17 protein-coding genes are annotated in these 18,072 nt (G+C 59.5%); 5 read left to right on the top strand and 12 right to left on the bottom strand.

The window, feature by feature from the left end:
• The 10 genes from rpsT to ACE3NW_RS11290 all read right to left on the bottom strand — a co-directional run.
• Positions 1-126, bottom strand: a 126-nt coding sequence (gene rpsT / locus ACE3NW_RS11335; protein WP_374283470.1) for a 30S ribosomal protein S20, incomplete at its 3' end; no start/stop codon positions are given.
• A 199-nt stretch (positions 127-325) separates the two neighbouring features.
• A complete protein-coding gene (glyS, locus tag ACE3NW_RS11330) occupies positions 326-2,410 on the bottom strand; it encodes a glycine--tRNA ligase subunit beta (RefSeq protein ID WP_374283468.1) in 2,085 nt (694 codons plus the stop codon).
• 3 nt (positions 2,411-2,413) lie between these two features.
• Complete coding sequence (gene glyQ / locus ACE3NW_RS11325) at positions 2,414-3,292, bottom strand: glycine--tRNA ligase subunit alpha (protein ID WP_374283465.1); 879 nt, start codon at positions 3,290-3,292, stop codon at positions 2,414-2,416.
• 113 nt (positions 3,293-3,405) lie between these two features.
• Entirely contained in the window at positions 3,406-4,158 is a 753-nt protein-coding gene (locus ACE3NW_RS11320) for a DNA repair protein RecO (RefSeq protein ID WP_374283463.1), read from the bottom strand.
• Positions 4,155-5,204, bottom strand: a complete 1,050-nt coding sequence (locus ACE3NW_RS11315; RefSeq protein WP_374283461.1) for a helix-turn-helix domain-containing protein — start codon at positions 5,202-5,204, stop codon at positions 4,155-4,157. Before ACE3NW_RS11315 ends, ACE3NW_RS11320 begins: the two co-directional genes overlap by 4 nt.
• A gap of 78 nt (positions 5,205-5,282) precedes the next feature.
• Positions 5,283-6,242 carry a SurA N-terminal domain-containing protein gene (locus ACE3NW_RS11310; protein ID WP_374283459.1) on the bottom strand — a complete coding sequence of 320 codons (960 nt, stop codon included), beginning with the start codon at positions 6,240-6,242 and terminating at the stop codon, positions 5,283-5,285.
• A 105-nt stretch (positions 6,243-6,347) separates the two neighbouring features.
• A complete protein-coding gene (locus ACE3NW_RS11305) occupies positions 6,348-7,574 on the bottom strand; it encodes a peptidylprolyl isomerase (RefSeq protein WP_374283457.1) in 1,227 nt (408 codons plus the stop codon).
• Between the two features lie 75 nt (positions 7,575-7,649).
• Positions 7,650-11,093: a transcription-repair coupling factor gene (mfd, locus tag ACE3NW_RS11300; protein ID WP_374283455.1), complete on the bottom strand. Its 3,444-nt coding sequence runs from the start codon at positions 11,091-11,093 to the stop codon at positions 7,650-7,652.
• 135 nt (positions 11,094-11,228) lie between these two features.
• The gene (locus ACE3NW_RS11295; RefSeq protein ID WP_374283453.1) at positions 11,229-11,546 is read right to left on the bottom strand and encodes an IscA/HesB family protein; all 318 of its coding nucleotides are present in this window, start codon (positions 11,544-11,546) and stop codon (positions 11,229-11,231) included.
• A gap of 101 nt (positions 11,547-11,647) precedes the next feature.
• Complete coding sequence (locus ACE3NW_RS11290) at positions 11,648-11,974, bottom strand: IscA/HesB family protein (protein WP_374283451.1); 327 nt, start codon at positions 11,972-11,974, stop codon at positions 11,648-11,650.
• 125 nt (positions 11,975-12,099) lie between these two features.
• Between ACE3NW_RS11290 and pyrR the strand changes: the two genes are divergently transcribed.
• From pyrR to ACE3NW_RS11265, 5 genes are all read left to right on the top strand, one after another.
• Positions 12,100-12,636 carry a bifunctional pyr operon transcriptional regulator/uracil phosphoribosyltransferase PyrR gene (gene pyrR / locus ACE3NW_RS11285; RefSeq protein WP_374283449.1) on the top strand — a complete coding sequence of 179 codons (537 nt, stop codon included), beginning with the start codon at positions 12,100-12,102 and terminating at the stop codon, positions 12,634-12,636.
• A gap of 315 nt (positions 12,637-12,951) precedes the next feature.
• Positions 12,952-14,046, top strand: coding sequence for a YedE family putative selenium transporter (gene yedE / locus ACE3NW_RS11280; RefSeq protein WP_374283446.1), 1,095 nt, complete (start codon positions 12,952-12,954; stop codon positions 14,044-14,046).
• Positions 14,046-14,264, top strand: a complete 219-nt coding sequence (locus tag ACE3NW_RS11275; RefSeq protein ID WP_374283444.1) for a sulfurtransferase TusA family protein — start codon at positions 14,046-14,048, stop codon at positions 14,262-14,264. Before yedE ends, ACE3NW_RS11275 begins: the two co-directional genes overlap by 1 nt.
• 149 nt (positions 14,265-14,413) lie before the next feature.
• Positions 14,414-15,052: a DUF3343 domain-containing protein gene (locus tag ACE3NW_RS11270; RefSeq protein WP_374283442.1), complete on the top strand. Its 639-nt coding sequence runs from the start codon at positions 14,414-14,416 to the stop codon at positions 15,050-15,052.
• Positions 15,040-15,942, top strand: coding sequence for an NAD(P)H-hydrate dehydratase (locus tag ACE3NW_RS11265; protein WP_374283440.1), 903 nt, complete (start codon positions 15,040-15,042; stop codon positions 15,940-15,942). Before ACE3NW_RS11270 ends, ACE3NW_RS11265 begins: the two co-directional genes overlap by 13 nt.
• 172 nt (positions 15,943-16,114) lie before the next feature.
• On the opposite strand, the gene ACE3NW_RS11260 is transcribed toward ACE3NW_RS11265, so the two are convergent.
• Both ACE3NW_RS11260 and ACE3NW_RS11255 read right to left on the bottom strand, forming a co-directional pair.
• Positions 16,115-17,674, bottom strand: coding sequence for a lysylphosphatidylglycerol synthetase family protein (locus tag ACE3NW_RS11260; protein WP_374283437.1), 1,560 nt, complete (start codon positions 17,672-17,674; stop codon positions 16,115-16,117).
• Positions 17,675-17,793: 119 nt separating this feature from the next.
• Positions 17,794-18,072 (bottom strand): hypothetical protein (locus ACE3NW_RS11255; protein WP_374283435.1); only part of this gene is annotated, 279 nt, incomplete at its 5' end.

Raw genomic sequence — 18,072 nt, 5'->3', positions numbered from 1 at the left:
GTTGTTCTGGATGGCGGCGCGAACCTGCTTGATGGCATTCTTCACGCGGGTACGGGCGGCGCGATTGCGGCCTGCCCGCTGCAAGCTCTGCTTGTGACGCTTGAGGGCTGACTTATGGTTGGCCACTTTGAATCCTCCACATATGTTGGGCTTGCCCGCGCAAGCCATGAAATCAGAAATCGGCGCGTTGTCGCGGAGATGGGTAATTACCACTGGCACGGGTAGCTGTCAAGCAATCATGCCATTTTTTCAAATATTTTTCTAAACCTGGGGGGTAAAGGCGCACAACTGTACGCCTTCACTCCCCTAAAATTACACAACAAATCTACATCTGCAAGGCAGAAAAATCTGCCAGACGCGCAAACCTTGAGCCAAGGCCGTGCAGCATGCTCAGCCTGTTGCGGCGCAGATCAGCCTCGTCGCACATAACCATTACCCCGGCAAAAAAGGCATCCACCGCAGGGCGCACATCACTCAGGCAGGCCAGAGCCGCCGTGTGGTCGTGGGTAGCCCACAGGGCATCAAGGCGGGGCAGCATTTCTTCCAGCGTGGATGCCAGCGCCTTTTCCGCGTCTTCACGCAGCAAGGAGGGATCCCAGTGGTCAGAAAGCTCCTCAGCCTGGCCCTGCTTGCGCAGAATGTTGGCCACACGCTTGAAGGTCTGCACCGCCGCCTCGTAGTCACTTGCCTGGCTAAAGGCCGCAAGTGCCGCAAGACGCGCGCCGCAATCTTTCACGTCTTCAGCACCGGCGCCCAGGGCGGCGTCCACCAACAAGGTGTCCTGTCCCTGGCTCATGAAATAGTTGCGCAGTCGTGCCGCAAAAAATTCCATAAGCTTATCCAGCGCGTCGTGCGGTGCAAGCTTCCACTGGCGGTCGCCGTAGAGCTGCTGCGCCATGGCAAAGAACTGCCGCACGTCGATGGTAAGGCCAAAATCGAGCATGATGCGGATGATGCCCAGGGCACAACGCCGCAGCCCGTTGGGGTCGGCAGCACCGGTAGGAATCATGCCCAGACCAAAGCAGCCCGCGAGGGTATCTGCCTTGTCAGCCATGGAAAGCAATGCGCCAGCCAGGGTTTTGGGCAGCGGCGAATCTGGCCCGGCGGGCAGATACTGCTCGCCAAGGGCATCGGCCACGGCTGTGCTTTCGCCCTTGCGGCCAGCGTAGATGCCCCCCATGATACCCTGAAGCGTATCAAATTCACCCACCAGCCCGCTCACCAGGTCGGCTTTCGAAAGGCGACCGGCACGGGCGGCATCGTCGGCCAGCTTGGGAGCGCAGCTTTCTGCCAGCCAGCGGCACAGGGCCTCAAGCCGACGTGTTTTATCACCCATGCTGCCAAGGCCGCCAATAAAGATGACCGTATCCAGCTTTTGCAACCAGCGATCAAAGGTTTCGCGCAGATCGGCCTGCCAGAAAAAGCGGGCATCTTCAAGGCGGGCACGCAGCACACGTTCCCATCCGCGCTTGACCACGTCCATATCTTCGGGCGTGATGTTGAGCACGGTGAGAAAATGCGGCAACAACTCGCCGTTGGCCCCTTCAATACCAAAGCTTTTCTGGTGGCTCTCCATGCTGGTGAGCAGCACCTCGCGCGGAACCTCAAGATAGGCTGGGTCAAAATCGGCCAGCAGGGGCACGGGATGTTCAACAAGCCCCTGCACTTCATCCAGCAGGCTGTCTTTCCACAGCACCTTGCCGCCCGCAGCGGCTGCCTGGACATTGCCACCGTCAACAATAACACTGCGACGCTGCGCCGGGTCAATGGTGATGCCACAAGGCCCGGCCAGGGTTGCCAGAAATTCGCTGGCATGGCCCACCGCAAAGGGGCCAGCACCGTGGATGCGGTGCCCGCATGTTTCGCGCCCGGAGGTCATGGGGCCGACCGTAAAGGGAACAACGGCATCGTCCAGCAGGGCCAGAATCCAGCGCAGCGGACGGGCATACGCCAAGGTGTGCGCGCCCCAGCGCATGCGCTTCTGGAACGAAAGAGCCGTAATAACCGCAGGGCATATCTCTGCCAGCAGATCAGCAGCAGCGGCCCCGCCGGTACGCTTGCGCACGGCCACATATTCGCCCTTGTCGGTTTCAACACGAAACACGTCTTCAAGCGCGCAGGCATTGGTACGCACAAACCCTTCGAGCGCCTTGGTGGGCTTGCCTTCGGCATCGTAGGCCACACGCACGGGCGGGCCAGATACCACTTCTTCCCTCTCCACCTGAACGGGGTTGAGGTCTTCAACAATCACCACGGCGCGGCGCGGGGTGCTCATGACGCGCAAGGCACCATGTTCAAGCCCGGCTTCGCCCAAAGCACCGTTAAAGCGCGAGGCCAGCTCGTTTTCTTCCGGGGCCAAAAAACGGGAAGGCAACTCTTCGCTGCCAATTTCAAGCACAAAGGTCGCCACGGCTTACCTCGCATCCTTGTTGAGCATGGGATAGCCCAGTTCTTCACGCTGGGCCGCATACAATCGCGCCACACCGGCCGCCAGGGCGCGCACCCTGCCGATATAGCCGGTGCGCTCGGTGATGGAGATGGCTCCGCGTGCGTCCAGAAGATTGAAGGTATGAGAGCACTTGAGGCAGTAATCGTAGGCAGGCCACGGCAGCCCCTGCTCTAGCAGGGCCTTGCACTGGCCTTCAAAATCACTGAAATGCCGCAGCAGCATCTCGGGATTGCTGGCCTCAAAATTGTGGCGCGACTGCTCCACTTCATTCTGATGATAGATGTGGCCGTAGGTGACGTTTTTATTCCAGGCCAAATCATAAACGGATTCAACACCTTGCAGATACATGGTGAGGCGTTCGAGGCCATAGGTCAGCTCTACGCTCACTGGCGAAAGGTCAATGCCGCCCACCTGCTGAAAATAGGTGAACTGGCTCACTTCCATACCGTTGAGCCAAACCTCCCAGCCAAGCCCCCAGGCGCCCAGGGTGGGTGATTCCCAGTCGTCTTCCACAAAGCGGATGTCGTGCTGCGCGGGGTTGATGCCCAGCGCCTTGAGGCTTTGCAGATACAGATCCTGCACGTTGTCCGGCGAAGGCTTCATGATCACCTGAAACTGAAAATACCGTTGCAGGCGGTTGGGATTTTCGCCGTAGCGGCCATCCGTAGGACGGCGCGAGGGCTCCACATAGGCCACACTCCACGGTTCCGGCCCAATAACCCTCAAAAACGTGTTGGGGTTGAACGTACCGGCCCCGCATTCCACACCCGAAGGCTGTTCAATAACGCAACCCTGGTTGGCCCAGTAGTTCTGCAAAGTTAATATGACATCCTGAAAATACATGCGCTGTCCTTTGTTCGTAGCCTTTCTCAGACGCATACGCGCGGCATTGGCATCAAACCGCCGCCCCCGATCCATCCCAAAACCTGAGCCAGAAATGTATGGCGCTTGCGCGCTCAAACGTGGCGAAAGTATCCCCCTTCCCACGACAGGCCCAGATGATATTGCACAAATCCGTCGATTACCTTGGCACAGGCACGCCGATCTGCCGCAGGCAGTTCTTCCGCATGCCAGCCGGAGGGAAATTCTTGCTGCACATGGCGCAAAAGGTCAAGCCCGCCAGCGCCCAGTTCCACGCCGTAACGCGCTGGCCCCGCCGCTGCGCGGCACGAGGGACAACGCAGCTGGGCCTCATCAACCACAAACTGCGCCGGGCCGCCAATGCTTGCCCCGCACATGCCGCACTTGCCAAGGTCGGGGGCAAAGCCCAGCACGCCCGCAAAGCGCAGCCTGAAAAAAAGCGGCAGCAGCGATGGCACGTTGTCCGCTTCTTCAAGAGTCTTGCGCAGGTCTTCCACCAGTTGAAAGGCCTCGCCCGCGCCTTCGTCGTTAACGCCCAGGGCCTCGACAAAACGCAGACAATTGGCAGCAAGCCCCATGCGCCGCCAGTTGCGCCGCAGCGTTTGCGGCCCGCCCAGCAGCACGGCTTCTTCCAGATTGAGAAACCCGCCGCGCCCCGATGTTTTAACCCGGCAATGCAGGCTGTTGAGCACATCGAGGCAGCCGCAAAAACGACGCCTGCTGCGGCTGCCGCCAAAGGCGAACAACGTCAGCAGGCCGTGTTTGCGACAAAGCATTTTCAGCCACAGATCCGATTCGCGAAAGTGCCCGATGCGCAGCACCAACGCGTGATCTGCCCATTCGGTCATTGCCTGTCCGCTGGAGGAAATGTCAGGTTACGCACCTGACCGCTCTGCCCCGCCTGGGGCAGTTCTTCTCCATCATAGCGCAGGCGCACGCCGCCAGCATTGCCGAGCTTCAAATCCAGACTCTTGCTGAACGTCAGCGCAAAGGTATCGCCCTTGTGCAACGAAAACTGACGGGTATCGGTTTTATCTGCGTTGGAATGGATCCAGCATTCTTCCGTGGCCGTGATTATAAGTTTGTGCTGCGAACCTGACTGGGATTCGCCAGACTGCGCCGCTGTTGTGGCCTGGCCAGAAGCGGCCTGGCCAGATCCGGCCGGGGCAACTGCACCGGCTGCGGGGGCCGCAGTGCCGCGCACAGGGGGCAGCCCGGCGGAAGCCTGCCCCGCAGGCTGATTGGCCGCAGGAGAAACAGCGCTGGCCTGTGCCGCCGGGGCAGCAGGCTTGCCAGCGGGGGCTGCCGCAGTGGCAGCAGCCTGGGCCGTGGGGGCCGGGGCAGCGGAGGGTTGGCTTGCAGTGCCGCCCGCAGCCGAAGCGCCCGGGGCCACAGTGGCAGGGGCAGCAGCTACAGGGGCAGACCGGCCAGCGAGATTGCCGGGGTCAACAGATTCGGCGCTTTGCATGGGCGCAGGCTGCGCAAGGCGGCGCGTCTGTCTGCCCAAAAAATCCAGTGCGCCCTGCTGCCAGGCAATGAGCACCACTGCCACAATACCCACCATCACCACAAAACCCAGAATGGGCTTGAGATTGCGGCGCGGGGTAAGAACCATTTCGGGTTCATAAACATTTTGCGGAGCCGCAGGCTCTGCCGCAGCCTCAAGCGCACCGAGCGCTTCGCTGACTTCTTCTGCTGAAAGGCCCACGTATGAAGCGTATGAGCGAATAAACCCCTTGGTGTACGCCAGAGGGGGCAAGGACTGCTCGTCCCCTTCCTCCAAAGCGCGCAGAAGACGGGCGCTGATTTTCAGCTTGTTTGCCGCGTCTTCCATGTCCAGGCCCCGCTTTTCACGTTCTACGCGTAAAGCGGCGCCCAATTCCACTAAGGTCATGTAAAGCCTCGATAATGGTCTTGCCGCCCCAAGGGACGGCTGTTGCCAGCAATAAGCCGGAACCGCCGTGGCAGTCCACTACATTCGAATGTCGATAACAGCCCTGCTGCGCAGCTGATTGGTGTAGTCCTCAAAACGCTCCATGGCCTTGGGCTGGCGCAGGATACCATCAATCATGGGCTTGGCCTGCTCAAAGGTGAGCATCTTCATTTCACCGCCGCCGGGGCGATACAGACGCACCTGCGCCTTGCGGCCCTGAAGCTCAAAAATATCGGTCACATCGCCGGGCTTCATTTTGGCGAGGCGTGCTTCCCATTCGGGGTTGAGCTTGTCCCATTCCACAGCGCCCATGTCACCGCCGTTTTCCTTGTTGGGCGCGATGGAATACTTGCGGGTCACTTCTTCAAACGAAACAGCGCCCGACCTGATCTGCGCCGCCAGGGCCGCCGCATTGGCGTTGGGATGATACACCAGCAAGGCCATGTGCAGACCAGTGCGGTCGTACATGGTGTCTTTGTGCGATTCGTAATAGGCCTTGATTTCTTCGGGGGTTACAAGCACGCGCCGCCCCACTTCCATGCTCATGACGCGCTGACGGATCAGGCCTTTTTCAATATTTTTACGCAGCTCGGCCACGCTGGTCTTCTGCTGCGCAAGCTTTTCTTCAAACTGCTGCTTGTTAAGGTTGTTTCCCTTCATGATCTTGGTGATTTCGGCATCCACATCAGAGGGAGAAATGGCAACCTTGAGCCGTTTGGCTTCCTGAACCACCAGAATATCCATGATCATGCCGTCCAGCGCCTTGCGCAGAATGGCATCAACAGCGTTGGCCTGGGCAGGGTCGTTGGGATTGACGCGCGCCCGCATAAGGTCGGGCACAGCATTTTTTTGCAGGTCAAACATGGTGATAACCTGACCGTTTACCACGGCCGCCACCTTGTTAATCTGGGCAGCCTGAGCACCAAAGGCGGTCATTAAACAGATAACCAGCGCCAAAGCAAGCGTCTTTCTCACGTTATACTCCCTGATTGCGCGCAAAAATCCCGCGCTTTATCTGTAAAATTATATCCCAATCCAGCGCAATATGCAATGTAAGCACCAGAGCCGCGCAAACCGCACGCCACCGGCAAAAGGCATCTGGCCTCAGCGTCTTCTGACCGCCCCGCCTTCGCGCTTGCGCGGCTGCTCTGGGGCTGGCTTTGCGGCTGCTCCGTTTTCAGGGGCATGCCCCTGATTTTCGAGCGCGCCGCCTCCCGACCCGCCATCGGGAATATCGCCCTCGTACACCTCATCGTGCGTTGCGGGCAAGGCTTTTTCCTCATTCGTGGCAGCAGTATCCCCTGCGGCGGTTCCGTTGCCCCCCTGCCCTGCAACCCGTCCTGCGGGCGCTGTCAGCAAATCGGGGGCAATGTCCTTGGCTACCTTGATAACAGCAGCGGCCAGCGACTTTTCCAGCCAGCTCTCAAATGCTTCAGACATTTTCTGCTCGCGCAGAATATTTTCCACAATAGGATAGGTTTCAGCCAGATTCATCTGCGCCGGAGGGTGTATCTCAAGCAGGGCAAGCCCGCGCCACAGGCCATCTTCCTGCCGGGGGGGCGCGCACTGGCCGGGCTTGAGAGCCGCTGCGGCCTTTTGCCAGTTCTGCGGCAGATCGCCGGAGCGCACATTCAGGCATTGAAGCTGCACATTTTTACGCGCTTCGCCCAAACCGCCGGGAAAAACTGCGCAAAAGCCTTCCACATCCTTGCGGGATTCAGCCGAAACAAGGCATACGCGCAGGGTTTCCGGCATGCGAAAATCGTCTTCGTGGGTCTGGTAATAATCGCGCAGTTCCGGCAAGGAAATACGTATGCCCGGCGCGAGAACACGCCTTTCAAAGGTGAGCATGGAAAGATGCTCGAACAGCAGGGCCCGCCATTCGGCGGGGTCTAGCGACTCCTCGGCCAGAAACTTGTCGAGTCCGTCACCGCCGCCGTAATCATTTTTTACTTCAGTAACGGCGGCTTCCATGGTTGCAGGGCTCACTGTCATTTGCAGGCGCTGCAAATCCTGCCGCACCAGCGCATAAATGATGAGTGTCCCCAGGCCTTCGCCGTATTCGCGCCGCATATTTTCAAGCGAGGGCTTGCGCATGGCCCCCAGCGAGGGCGAGCGGCTGTCGAGCAGGGTTTGCAGCCTGCGCAGGGTAATGGGCTCGCCGTTGACGGTAGCCACCACGCCATCGGGCAGGCGGGCTTCAAGACAGGCCGCAAGCAGCAGGCAACAGCAGCAGGCCAGCCACACGCACAGCGGGCGCAAGGTACGCTGCACAGCCTTGGGCAGTGCGAGGGCCTGAATCTGACGCGCAAGGGCAACAAGGGGCTGCATGAATCGGTTCACCATCTTTCCATAATAATCATGACAGTTTCATGACCGGGCAATTGGCCTGCCCGTAAAAAAGCACTATGCGCCAGCCTTCATGCGAATGCCCTCAAGGGCGGTGCGCAGTTTCTGCAATCCCTCGGCAAAGGGCATATCTGCGGGCAGGGGCAGATGCAGTCCGGCTGGGGGCAGCATGCGCGCGTCCTTCATGGAGGCGGTAAGCGCCACGATGCGCTCTGGCTGCACGGCGTTCTGCCCATCTGGCCACACAAGGCGCACATGGTTGATGTGTACGTCTGCCTTTTGCACTTGCAGCTCGGTGAGAAACTGCTTGAAATCCAGCACGGCAAGAAAGTTGCGCAATTCTTCGGGGAAGGGGCCAAACCTGTCGCGGATGCCAAGGGCGGCCTCTTCGCGCGCTGCCCCGCCAGCGGCGGAAGTAAGCGTTTTGTAGCAGCGCAAACGTTCACGCCCGTCTTCAATGTACGATGCGGGAATATGCGCAGGCAAGCCCAAAGTAAGTTCCGTTTCCACGGTATGGGCTTCGGGCGTGCCTTTAAGGCGGCCCACGGCTTCTTCGAGCATTTCAAGGTACAGATCAAGGCCCACGCGGCACATGTGCCCCGACTGCACTTCACCAAGAATGTTGCCCGCGCCACGCAGGCGCAGGTCTTCCATGGCGACCTGAAAGCCCGCGCCAAGGTAGTCCATATCCATAATGATGCGCAGGCGTTCCTCGGCAATGGAAGTAAGGCGCTCGGCATCGGGCACAACAAAAAACGCATAGGCCTGCCTGTCGCTGCGGCCCACGCGGCCACGCAGCTGATAGAGCTGGCCAAGACCAAACATCTGCGCCTGATCCACCACCAGTGTGTTGGCACGGGGAAAATCGAGACCGGATTCAACAATGGATGTACACACCAGCACATCAAGTTCGCCATGCCAGAATTTGTGCATGGTGTCCTCAAGCTCGGTTTCAGACATCTGCCCGTGGGCCTTACCCACGCGGGCAGAAGGTACAAGAGTGCGCACGTATTCGGCCACCCGCTCGAGCCCCTGCACACGGTTGTAAACCCAGAACACCTGTCCCTCGCGCTCTATCTCGCGCTCAAGCACCTTGCGCAGCACGGAATCATCGCGCCGCAGCACGGCAGAGGCCACGGGCTTGCGGTCCTGCGGAGCGGTTTCGATGATGGAGAGCTCGCGTATGCCAGACATGGAGAGCTGCAAGGTGCGCGGAATGGGTGTGGCCGTCAGGGTCAGCACGTCCACGTTCTTTTTGAGCGCCTTGAGCTTTTCCTTGTGGCGCACGCCAAAGCGCTGTTCTTCGTCAAGAATGAGCAGGGCCAGATTGGGCAGCTTTACGTCGCTTGAAAGCACGCGGTGCGTGCCAATGAGAATATCCACCTGGCCCGTTGCCGCAGCCTTGAGCACTTCCTTTTGCCTTGGGCGCGTCACAAAACGGCTGAGCAGGCCCACGTTGACGGGAAAACCCGCCAGACGCGCGCGAAAGGTCTGGTAGTGCTGCTCGGCCAGCACGGTTGTGGGACAGAGCAAAACCACCTGCCGCCCCTCTGAGGCCGCACGAAAGGTGGCCCGCAGCGCCACCTCTGTTTTACCAAAGCCCACGTCACCGCACACCAGCCTGTCCATGGGCTGCGACTTGTCCATGTCGTCCAGCACGTCCTGAATGGCCTTGGCCTGATCGGGGGTTTCCTCAAAGCCAAAGGTGGCTTCAAATTCGTGGTAGAGCTCGCCCGGGGGATCGTAACGAAAGCCCTTTGTCACCTTGCGGTAGGCGTACATTTCCACCAGATCGGCGGCGATTTTTTCAATGGCCTTGCGGGCTTTTTCCTTGCCCGAAGTCCAGCCCGTACCGCCCAGGCGGTCCAGCGCGGGCTCCACGCCCTCCGACCCCTTGAACCGCTGGATAAGCCCCATGCGGTCTGCCGGCACATAAAGCTTGTCGCGCCCGGAGTATTCGATGAGCAGAAAGTCGTTGGCAACGGCGTTCACGTCCATGTGGTGCAGACCGGCAAAACGGCCAATGCCGTAATCGCGGTGTACCATAAGGTCGCCGGGCTTCAGATCGTCAAAGGAATCCAACCCCTTGAACACGCGCGAAGAAACGCGGGGCGTTTTTTCGGCCTTGGGGTACAGAATATCCTCACCCAGCACCAGGGTGTTGTCCCACGCTAGGTCGGCCCCCTGCCGATAGGGTGAAACAAGGGCAAACAGACCGCGCTGATCTGGCGCGTAACGCTGGGCCGGGACAATGCCGTCCTGCTCGGCCAGCTTCAGAAACTTGGCGCGGCTTCTGCCGGATGAAAAGCTCAGCACCACCTGTCTGCGCGCGCCCTGCCACTCCTTGAGGGCGGCGGCAAGGTGCTGCCAGGGGCGGTCTTGCGCGCCAGAAAGCGGAAAAAGATCGCTGAACGAATGCAGGGTTCGTTCCGCAAAATCCAGGCCGCGTTCCTCCACGCCCATGACCAGAGGCTCGGCGTATACACGCTGAAAGGCGTTCCACGGTGCGGGCTGCGAACTTTTGCGCAGGGCCAGCGAAGCTGGCTGCGGCAGCGGGGCATCTTCTGCTTCCAGCCGTTCCTTGAGGGCAAGGCGGCCATCACGCAGGGACTCGGCGCTGTCGGCCTCGCCGGGCAAGAGCCACAGGCAGTCTTGCGGCAGCCAGTCCTCAAGCAGGCTGGGGGCTTCTACACCACAGCCGGGCAGCAGCCCAGCACCACCGGCATCCAAAGCTTTTTTAAAGGAATAACAGTCATTTTCACCAATGCGGCCCTCGGCAAACATGCGGTCAAAGCGCTCGCGCGTGGCCTCGGCCTCGCGCGCGTCATAGGCCAGCGGGCTCACCGGCAGCAGGGTCAGTTCGTCACACCCCTGAAGCGAACGCTGGGTTTCGGCATCGAAAAACCGCATTTCTTCCAGGGTATCGCCAAAAAATTCCAGCCGCACGGGCCGGGCGTAGCCAGCGGGAAAGAGATCAAGGATATCACCACGCCGTGCCATCTCGCCGGGCCGTGTGACCATGGTAACCCGCTCGTAGCCCCATTCCACGGCCTGCTCCAACAGCAGTTCTGGTGCGTAATCGCTGCCCTTGCCTATTTCGAGCGTGCGGGAATGAAAAAAATTGACCGGCATGTAGCGCAGCAGCAGGCTCTCTATGCTGACCACAAGCACGCGGGGCCTGCCCAGGCTCAGGGCATACAGGGCCGCCAGACGGGCCGCCCACGAGGGCTTGTCCTGCCACTGGCTCAGGGCTGGCAAAGCCAGACAGGGCTGCTGCCACGCCGGGCGCACGAGGGCGGGATCTGCCAGTGATACTTCGGGAGAAAAAAGAGTGGCCAGGGCGCGGGCCGCGCTGAATTCTTCGCGGGTGCGGGCCAGCAGGGCCACGCTGCGCCCTTTGTCCAGAGCCTCGCAGGCAAGGCGGCAACGCGTAACCATGCCGCTGCGTTCGAGATATATCTGCCTGTCGTTGCTTGAGAGCAGTGCGCCGAAAGTGTCCATGAACCTGTGGGGGGGTTATATAACAGCGCCGGGGGCAGCCTGCGCCGCCCCCGACACGGCCACGCGAGCGCGGCCATGAAACAGCAAACCGGGCGGCAGCAGAAGGCCGCCGCCCGGTTAACCAGTCATTTGCTTCTAGTGTCCGCAGCCGCCGGAGCAGCCGCTGCACCCACCGCCCGTCTGGGGCAGGGGAACTGTAGGCTCAACAGTGAAGCCAGAATAGGTCAGATCAATCTTCACGCCTTCAACCTGAGCAAGAAGCTCTTTGTTGATGCAGAAGGTGAACCCGCCCTGGTCTTCGCTCACATCCTCATCCGTTGCGGCATCCAGTGCCAGGGCCAGGTGCGGCCCGCTGCAACCGCCGGGGGCGAGATAGACGCGAATGGTGTTTTTTTCTTTACCTTCAAAAAAGGCCGCCAGTTCCTTCTGGGCGCTTTCGGTCAGTTCAAGCATGGTTCCTCCGATGTTTTTCGATACGCTCGATATCATATATAATGTAGAGTAACGAAAAACAGGCTGGCCTGCTTCATCCGGCCAGCGGGAACCACCCCGCCTTATGCGTTGCTGCCGCAGCCGCTTGAACAGCTGCTGCAACCACCGCCGTTGCCGTCAGAAGCGAAGGGCACTACGGGTTCAACCGCAAAGCCCATGTAGGTTAAATCAATCTTTACACCCTGTACTTCGCCAACAAGGTCTTTGTTGATGCAGAAGGTGTAGCCGGCCTGTTCCTCGGTTTGATCCTGGTCGTTAGGCTCATCCAGAGCCAGGGCAAGGCGCGGGCCGCCTCAACCTGCGGTCATGTAGACCCGGATGGGTTCCTTTTTCTTGCCGGTAAAGAACGAATCCAGTTCCTTACGGGCGCTGTCGGTCAATTCGATCATACGTCCTCCATGATTCGAGTGTTTTACTAACTAAGGTCATGTGTGGGGCTTGTCAATTGCCGCAGGGCTTTTCTTTAAAGGCAAAAACGGCTAGAATGGCGGGCATATCCACCATTGGAGGAACCATGTCCACGACCCGGTTACTGGAAAAAGACGAAATGGCGCGCGTGCTTGAACGCCTCGCCTCGCAAATATTGGAACGCCACGCAGCATGCGGCGAAGTGATGCTTGTGGGCATCGAAAGACGCGGCGCAGACCTTGCCCGCCGCATTGCGGCCCTGCTGCAAACCCGCCTTGGACACACCGTGCCGCTTGGCACGCTCGATATCAATCTTTACCGCGACGACTGGACAAGCCTTGTGGGCAAACCCAGCATAGGGCAGTCACGCATTACCGAAAGTGTTGACGAAAAGGTCATCATTCTGGTTGACGATGTGCTCTACACGGGCCGCACCATCCGCGCCGCGCTTGAGGCCCTGCTCGACTATGGCCGCCCCCGTTGCGTGGAACTGCTGACCCTTATCGACCGGGGCCACCGCGAACTGCCCATCCATGCCGACTACGTGGGCAGAACCGTCAATACCAGCAGGCAGGAACATGTGGACGTGATGCTGGCCGAACGCGACGGCGAAGACAGCGTGAGCCTCACCACCGCATCCTGACAACTTTGACAAACGCCTTGTAAATCGGCCCCAATGGCCTTGTATCGAACTCGCAGGCAGGATAGAACAGAGCAGCTACCGATCTCTTCGCCGCACGTCGGCACTAAGATAGAGCAGAGGAAACCATGCCCAAGCGCAAAACCTGACGCACAGCAATGAGCTCCACGTTGTGGAGCTTACGCGAACGGCGGCCCGGTTTGATGCTGGCGCATGGTTTTTTTGCCCTGCCCACCTGATCTCCCCAATCCTCCGTTTGCGTTGCCGGTATCCCCATTGGCTTCGCCACGGGCCTTTGGCCCCAACAAGGAGGATTTCATGAAACCAGGCTTCAACTTTTTCTCCACCACAACGGGCATAGTTGCCACAGGACTTGTTTTCGGTGTGCTTGCCGTGCTGTTACAGCAGTCGGGCAACCCCGGAAACATGGGCATCTGCGTGGTCTGCTTTAACCGCGACATCGCGGGCGCACTTGGTTTTCACCGTGCTGCCGTTGTGCAGTATCTGCGGCCAGAAATTATGGGCATGGTACTGGGCGCTTTTGGGGCGGCACTGGCCTTTGGCGAATACAAACCGCGCGGCGGCTCGGCCCCCATCACCCGCTTTTTGCTTGGCGGCATTGCCGGTATCGGCGCGCTGGTCTTTCTGGGTTGCCCGTGGCGCGTCATTCTGCGCCTGGCAGGCGGTGATGCCTTTGCCCTGTTTGGCCTTGCTGGCCTTATCTGTGGTGTGGGCGTTGGCACTGTCTTTTTTCGCATGGGCTTTTCCCTGGGCCGCAGCCAGGGGCAGAGCAAAATTTCGGGCCTTGTGCTGCCCGGCCTCATGCTCGCGTTTGTGGCGCTCTACCTGCTTAATCCGCAAGTGGCCGAACAGCCCCAGAGCGGCGTGCTTTTCTATTCCGTCAAAGGCCCCGGTGCGCAGCACGCGCCCTTTATTCTTTCCATCGGCGTGGGCCTGATTGTGGGCTTTTTGGCCCAGCGCAGCCGTTTTTGCACCATGGGCGCACTGCGCGATGTGCTGCTTTTCAAGCAATGGCATCTGGCCCTTGGCTTTCTGGCCATGCTGGGTGCGGCACTGGTGCTGAACCTGTATTTTGGCGCGTTCAAGCCCGGCTTTGAAAACCAGCCCATTGCCCAGCCCGACAACCTGTGGAACTTTTTGGGCATGGCCACTGCCGGTCTGGCCTTTGCGCTGGCCGGGGGCTGCCCTGGCCGCCAGCTCTTCATGGCTGGCGAGGGCGACAACGATGCCGCCGTTTTTGCCGTGGGCCTTATTGTGGGAACCGCCGTTGCCCACAACTTTGGACTGGCCTCCAGCCCCGCTGGCGTTGGCCCGCATGGCATGTCTGCTACCCTCGCCGGGCTTGCCATCTGCCTTTGCATAGGCTTTTTCAACTGCAAGAGAGGCGCGTAATGTCCACCACCATAGATACCAGGGGACTTTCCTGCCCGCAGCCTGTTCTGATGTTTCTGACCGCCGTCAAAGTGGACGACCACGGGCCTTTCATCGTGGTGGTTGATAACGATGCCAGCCTTGAAAATGTCAGCCGCGCAGCCCGCAACCGGGGCTTTAAGGTGACCGCCACTGCTGAAAATGACGGCGTCACGCGCCTCGACATTACCAAGGCCTGAGAGCCTTAGTGATGGGCACAGGCGCGGGTGAGCACTGCCGCCCGCGCCTGTGCGCCATTGCCAGGATTTTTCCGTGCAGTACCCCCAATTTTTTTCCACCACCCTGCCAGGGCATCACACTAGGCGGGCAAGCAGCATTTGGAGAACCGATGATGCATAGCCAACCACAAGGCGGAGTGTTGCGCGGGCTTGCCCAAAGGCTGCGCGGTATTTTTACGCCTCCCGGTGCAGGGGGTCGCGGTCATTCCGGCACTGGCAAAGGCGGCGCGGACAAACGCGGCTGCAACGACAGGGGCCTGCTGGTTTTTGAACATACGGGTGAAGTTATACGCGCCGAACGCCAGTTGCGCGCCGCCGGGCTTGATGTTGAGGTCAAGGGCCCGCCGCCCCAGTTGCATACGGGCTGCGACATGGTTGTGGTGTTTGAACTGGTGCGCCAGGCGCATGTTATGGAAATACTTGAGCACGATGGCCTGCACCCAAACCAGGTTGTCAGTGCCAACGATGTGCTGCTGGAGCCGGTGTCGCTCTACCAGATCAAACATCTGGACAACCGCTGGATCATGGTGCGTGCCGCCAACATGAAAATTACCCTTGATACTGCCGACGGACGCATTGTGAACATTTCTGGCGGCGGCTGCCCCGATGTGCCGTGGGTGGCCCACAAGCTCTGCGGCCTGCGGCTTGACGAAGCCCCGGAACCTTTGAGCTTGGGGCAAACCCTGTGCTGCTACAGCCTGCAAAAAGCTTTTGAAGAACTGCGGAGGCAGCGCGCATGTGGTGCATAGTGGGCACTCTGCCCGACCCCGATTTTGCGCTCTGCCCTGCGGGGCTTGAGGGCCAAAGCACCGTGTCGCACGGCCTGCTCCATCTGCCGGACGGACAGACCGTATCCGTGCAGCGCGGCACAGCGGCCCTTGCGGCCACGGCCATTCTGGCCTGCGAGGTGCTTGGCGTTGCCCCGCCACGCCTGTTACTGGCGGGCGATCCCGGCTCTGGCGCGGGCAGCCGTGCCATCTACGCATGGCTGGAACAGAATCTTGCCCATATGGCTCCCGCCGGTCTGACCTTCCACTATCTTTTCCCCGATCAGGACTGGCACAACCGTGTGCTCATGGCGGTGCAGGCGCTTGCTGCGCCCCCCGTCATGGTGGCTGATGCAGGGTTTATGTATGTGGCAAAAATGAGCGGCTATGCCGATGCCTATGATCTCTTTACCCCCGATCTTGGCGAGCTGGCCTTCCTGGCCGATGAAAAAGCGCCACACCCCTTTTACACGCGGGGATTTTTGCTGGCCCAGGAGGACGACGTGCCGCCACTGTTGCAGCGCGCCCGCGATCACGGCAACTGCCCGAAAAACATGATTATCAAAGGGTCAAAAGATTATATTGTTCTGGATGGACACATTGCGGCAACGGTTGATGCGCCCTCTGTTGCCAGCATGGAATGCATTGGCGGCACGGGCGATCTGGTAACCGGGCTGGCCACGGCCTTTTTGTGCGCCGGGGCTTGCATGGCTGAAGCCTGCACGGCTGCGGCCCGTATGGCCCGCCTGCTGGCGCAGCACTGCGCCCCCAACCCCGGCACGCAGATTGGCGCGCTTATCGAAAAGCTGCCGGAAGCTCTGAACGCAGCCCGTTCTGTATGGCCGCCCAGCCTTTGCAAAGAGCCTGGATAAACCATACAGATAAACAGCGCCAGGGTGTACGTCACCTCCCTGCTTCACCGGCTTTCTCCACCACGGGCCTACGGCAGCCCAGCCCCCAACTAAGAATGCGGCCCTCCGAACAAACGGAAGACCGCATTATTGTTATCAAATTTCAGATGTTACCCTGTATTCACATTCCCTATCAACGGTGGGCCGCCTTATGCCTGCGGGCCCGCAACCGCAGGCTGACACGCCATATCCACGAAAGCGCCAGCCCAACGGCAATACCCAAGAAGTCAAACAGGGTTTGTGCGCCCATGTGCGGGCGATCAAATCCCCAGGCGGCGGCCTTGTTCCACGAGGGATGGTACAGCGCCCAGGCAATAAAACCCGCCATGGCCAACACCCCAAGCGCGCCAAACAGCCAGTAACCGGGGATGGGTTCTTCCCAGAAAAAGGAAGAGCGGTAGAAACGCCTGCGCGCCAGGCATACGGCAAGCAGCACAATACTGACCATTGAGGCTGTTATCCAGGAAAAGCCGTTGAGCAGGGCCCCGACGATACCAAGCCCCAGACACATCACAGCCAGCAAAAAAGCCCGCGACTGGCGGCGCTCAAGCCCGTAGGAAACAAACAGCAGGGTTGCGCCCGATATGGCCGTAATAAAATGTCCGATGGCAAGCGCCTCGTAGGGAATCATGCTGCGCAGGGCGTGCAGCATGTGCTTGCCGGGCGGCAGCATGGCGCACACCAGCAGTATCACGCCAGCAGCAAACACCATGTAGGCAGAAATGGAGTGAGAAAGCACCGAGAGCCAGCGCCCTGTTTCGCGCAGCATGTCGCTGCGCTGGCGCACTTCGTATATGGCCAGCAGCACGGCGGCTGCCAGCAGCGGAATGATAAAATAAATGATGCGAAACAGCAGCACGGCAGCAAATACGGCCTGTGCCTGCGTGGTGTGCGTGAGATGCAGAATGACCAGTTCAAAAACACCCACCCCGCCAGGAATGTGGGTAAGCACCACTGCCACCTGAGCCATGAGGTAACTGGGCAGAAAATCGAGAAAACCAATGCCCATATCGCCCGGCAGCAGCACATACATGCAGCCCGCAGCGGCGATAATGTCCACCCCGGCCACCAGGGCCTGGGCAAAGGCAATATGCGGCGGCGGAAAAACAAATTCCTTGCCAAAAAGATGCACGGGCTTGCGCACCGTACAGCACAGAATCAGGTACGAGCAGGCAATCAGCAGCAGCACCACGCCAAGAATGCGCACGTCGGTGAGGGGCATCTTGGCCAGCAGATCATCGGGAATGGAGGGCGGGCTGACAATAAAAATGAGACCGCACAGGCCCAGCGCGCCAACCCAAAAGGTCACGGCCAGCATGAGCACAAGCCGCACTATCTCTACCAGCGAAAATCCCCAGGCAGAATAAAAACGGTAGCGCACGCTTGTGCCGCCCAGCAGGGCACCAAAGTTGTAGCTTACGGCCTGCCCCACAAATGAAACCAGCCCCACGCGGGGAAGGGGCAGATCTTTATGAATGGCCTTGAGAGCCAGCCAGTCATACCCCACAAGAATTATGTAATTGACCACCATGAGCAGCATGGAAAAGAGAATGCGCCCGTGAGAAATCTGGCTTATGCTTTCACGTATCTGGGCAATACTGTAACTTTTAAGCTTATGGTATAAAAGATATATGGCCAGAAGAAACACCGCCGTGATAAGCACGGTTCCAAGATAGCGCAAATATTTTTTCATAGTCTGCCGTTGTTCATGCAGGTGTTTGTTGTGGTGCATAGCCAGCGCGCACCAGACTGCCATTCCAGTGCTTCACAGGTTGCCCGTGCGCCGGTCGCAACTGCAACATATACGCTGGTTCACCACCGCGCAAGCCTCAACATCATGACAATCGACAGCATCTGCATGACAGCCCTGTCATCTTCCCCAACCCGCGTACTTCGGGGCTTGACCGTTTCGTGTGCAGTGGTTAGGGTAGAGCTGTTGTTACGGATCATTGCCGAATTCTTCACCGGAATTCGCATCCATTTCGCTGCGGCCAGAACAGCCGTTTTTTTCGGATAATACCCCCCTTTGCTTGCTCCGCTGCCTGGGCAGCGGCGCTTTTTTTTGGGTTTTGTGGTCAGATTATGGCAACC

This window comes from Desulfovibrio sp., from assembly GCF_041907885.1.
Taxonomy (GTDB): domain Bacteria; phylum Desulfobacterota; class Desulfovibrionia; order Desulfovibrionales; family Desulfovibrionaceae; genus Desulfovibrio.
The sequence above is the reverse complement of the archived record's forward strand: the minus strand, read 5'-3'. Positions and strand labels throughout refer to the sequence as shown.

Excerpts from the sequence above, each read along its gene's own strand:
- glyQ (WP_374283465.1), bottom strand. The coding sequence starts at position 3,292 with ATGTATTTTCAGGATGTCATATTAACTTTGCAGAACTACTGGGCCAAC.
- ACE3NW_RS11320 (WP_374283463.1), bottom strand. The coding sequence starts at position 4,158 with ATGACCGAATGGGCAGATCACGCGTTGGTGCTGCGCATCGGGCACTTT.
- ACE3NW_RS11315 (WP_374283461.1), bottom strand. The coding sequence starts at position 5,204 with ATGACCTTAGTGGAATTGGGCGCCGCTTTACGCGTAGAACGTGAAAAG.
- ACE3NW_RS11305 (WP_374283457.1), bottom strand. The coding sequence starts at position 7,574 with ATGCAGCCCCTTGTTGCCCTTGCGCGTCAGATTCAGGCCCTCGCACTG.
- mfd (WP_374283455.1), bottom strand. The coding sequence starts at position 11,093 with ATGGACACTTTCGGCGCACTGCTCTCAAGCAACGACAGGCAGATATAT.
- ACE3NW_RS11295 (WP_374283453.1), bottom strand. The coding sequence starts at position 11,546 with ATGCTTGAACTGACCGAAAGCGCCCAGAAGGAACTGGCGGCCTTTTTT.
- pyrR (WP_374283449.1), top strand. The coding sequence starts at position 12,100 with ATGTCCACGACCCGGTTACTGGAAAAAGACGAAATGGCGCGCGTGCTT.
- yedE (WP_374283446.1), top strand. The coding sequence starts at position 12,952 with ATGAAACCAGGCTTCAACTTTTTCTCCACCACAACGGGCATAGTTGCC.
- ACE3NW_RS11275 (WP_374283444.1), top strand. The coding sequence starts at position 14,046 with ATGTCCACCACCATAGATACCAGGGGACTTTCCTGCCCGCAGCCTGTT.
- ACE3NW_RS11270 (WP_374283442.1), top strand. The coding sequence starts at position 14,414 with ATGATGCATAGCCAACCACAAGGCGGAGTGTTGCGCGGGCTTGCCCAA.
- ACE3NW_RS11265 (WP_374283440.1), top strand. The coding sequence starts at position 15,040 with ATGTGGTGCATAGTGGGCACTCTGCCCGACCCCGATTTTGCGCTCTGC.
- ACE3NW_RS11260 (WP_374283437.1), bottom strand. The coding sequence starts at position 17,674 with ATGAAAAAATATTTGCGCTATCTTGGAACCGTGCTTATCACGGCGGTG.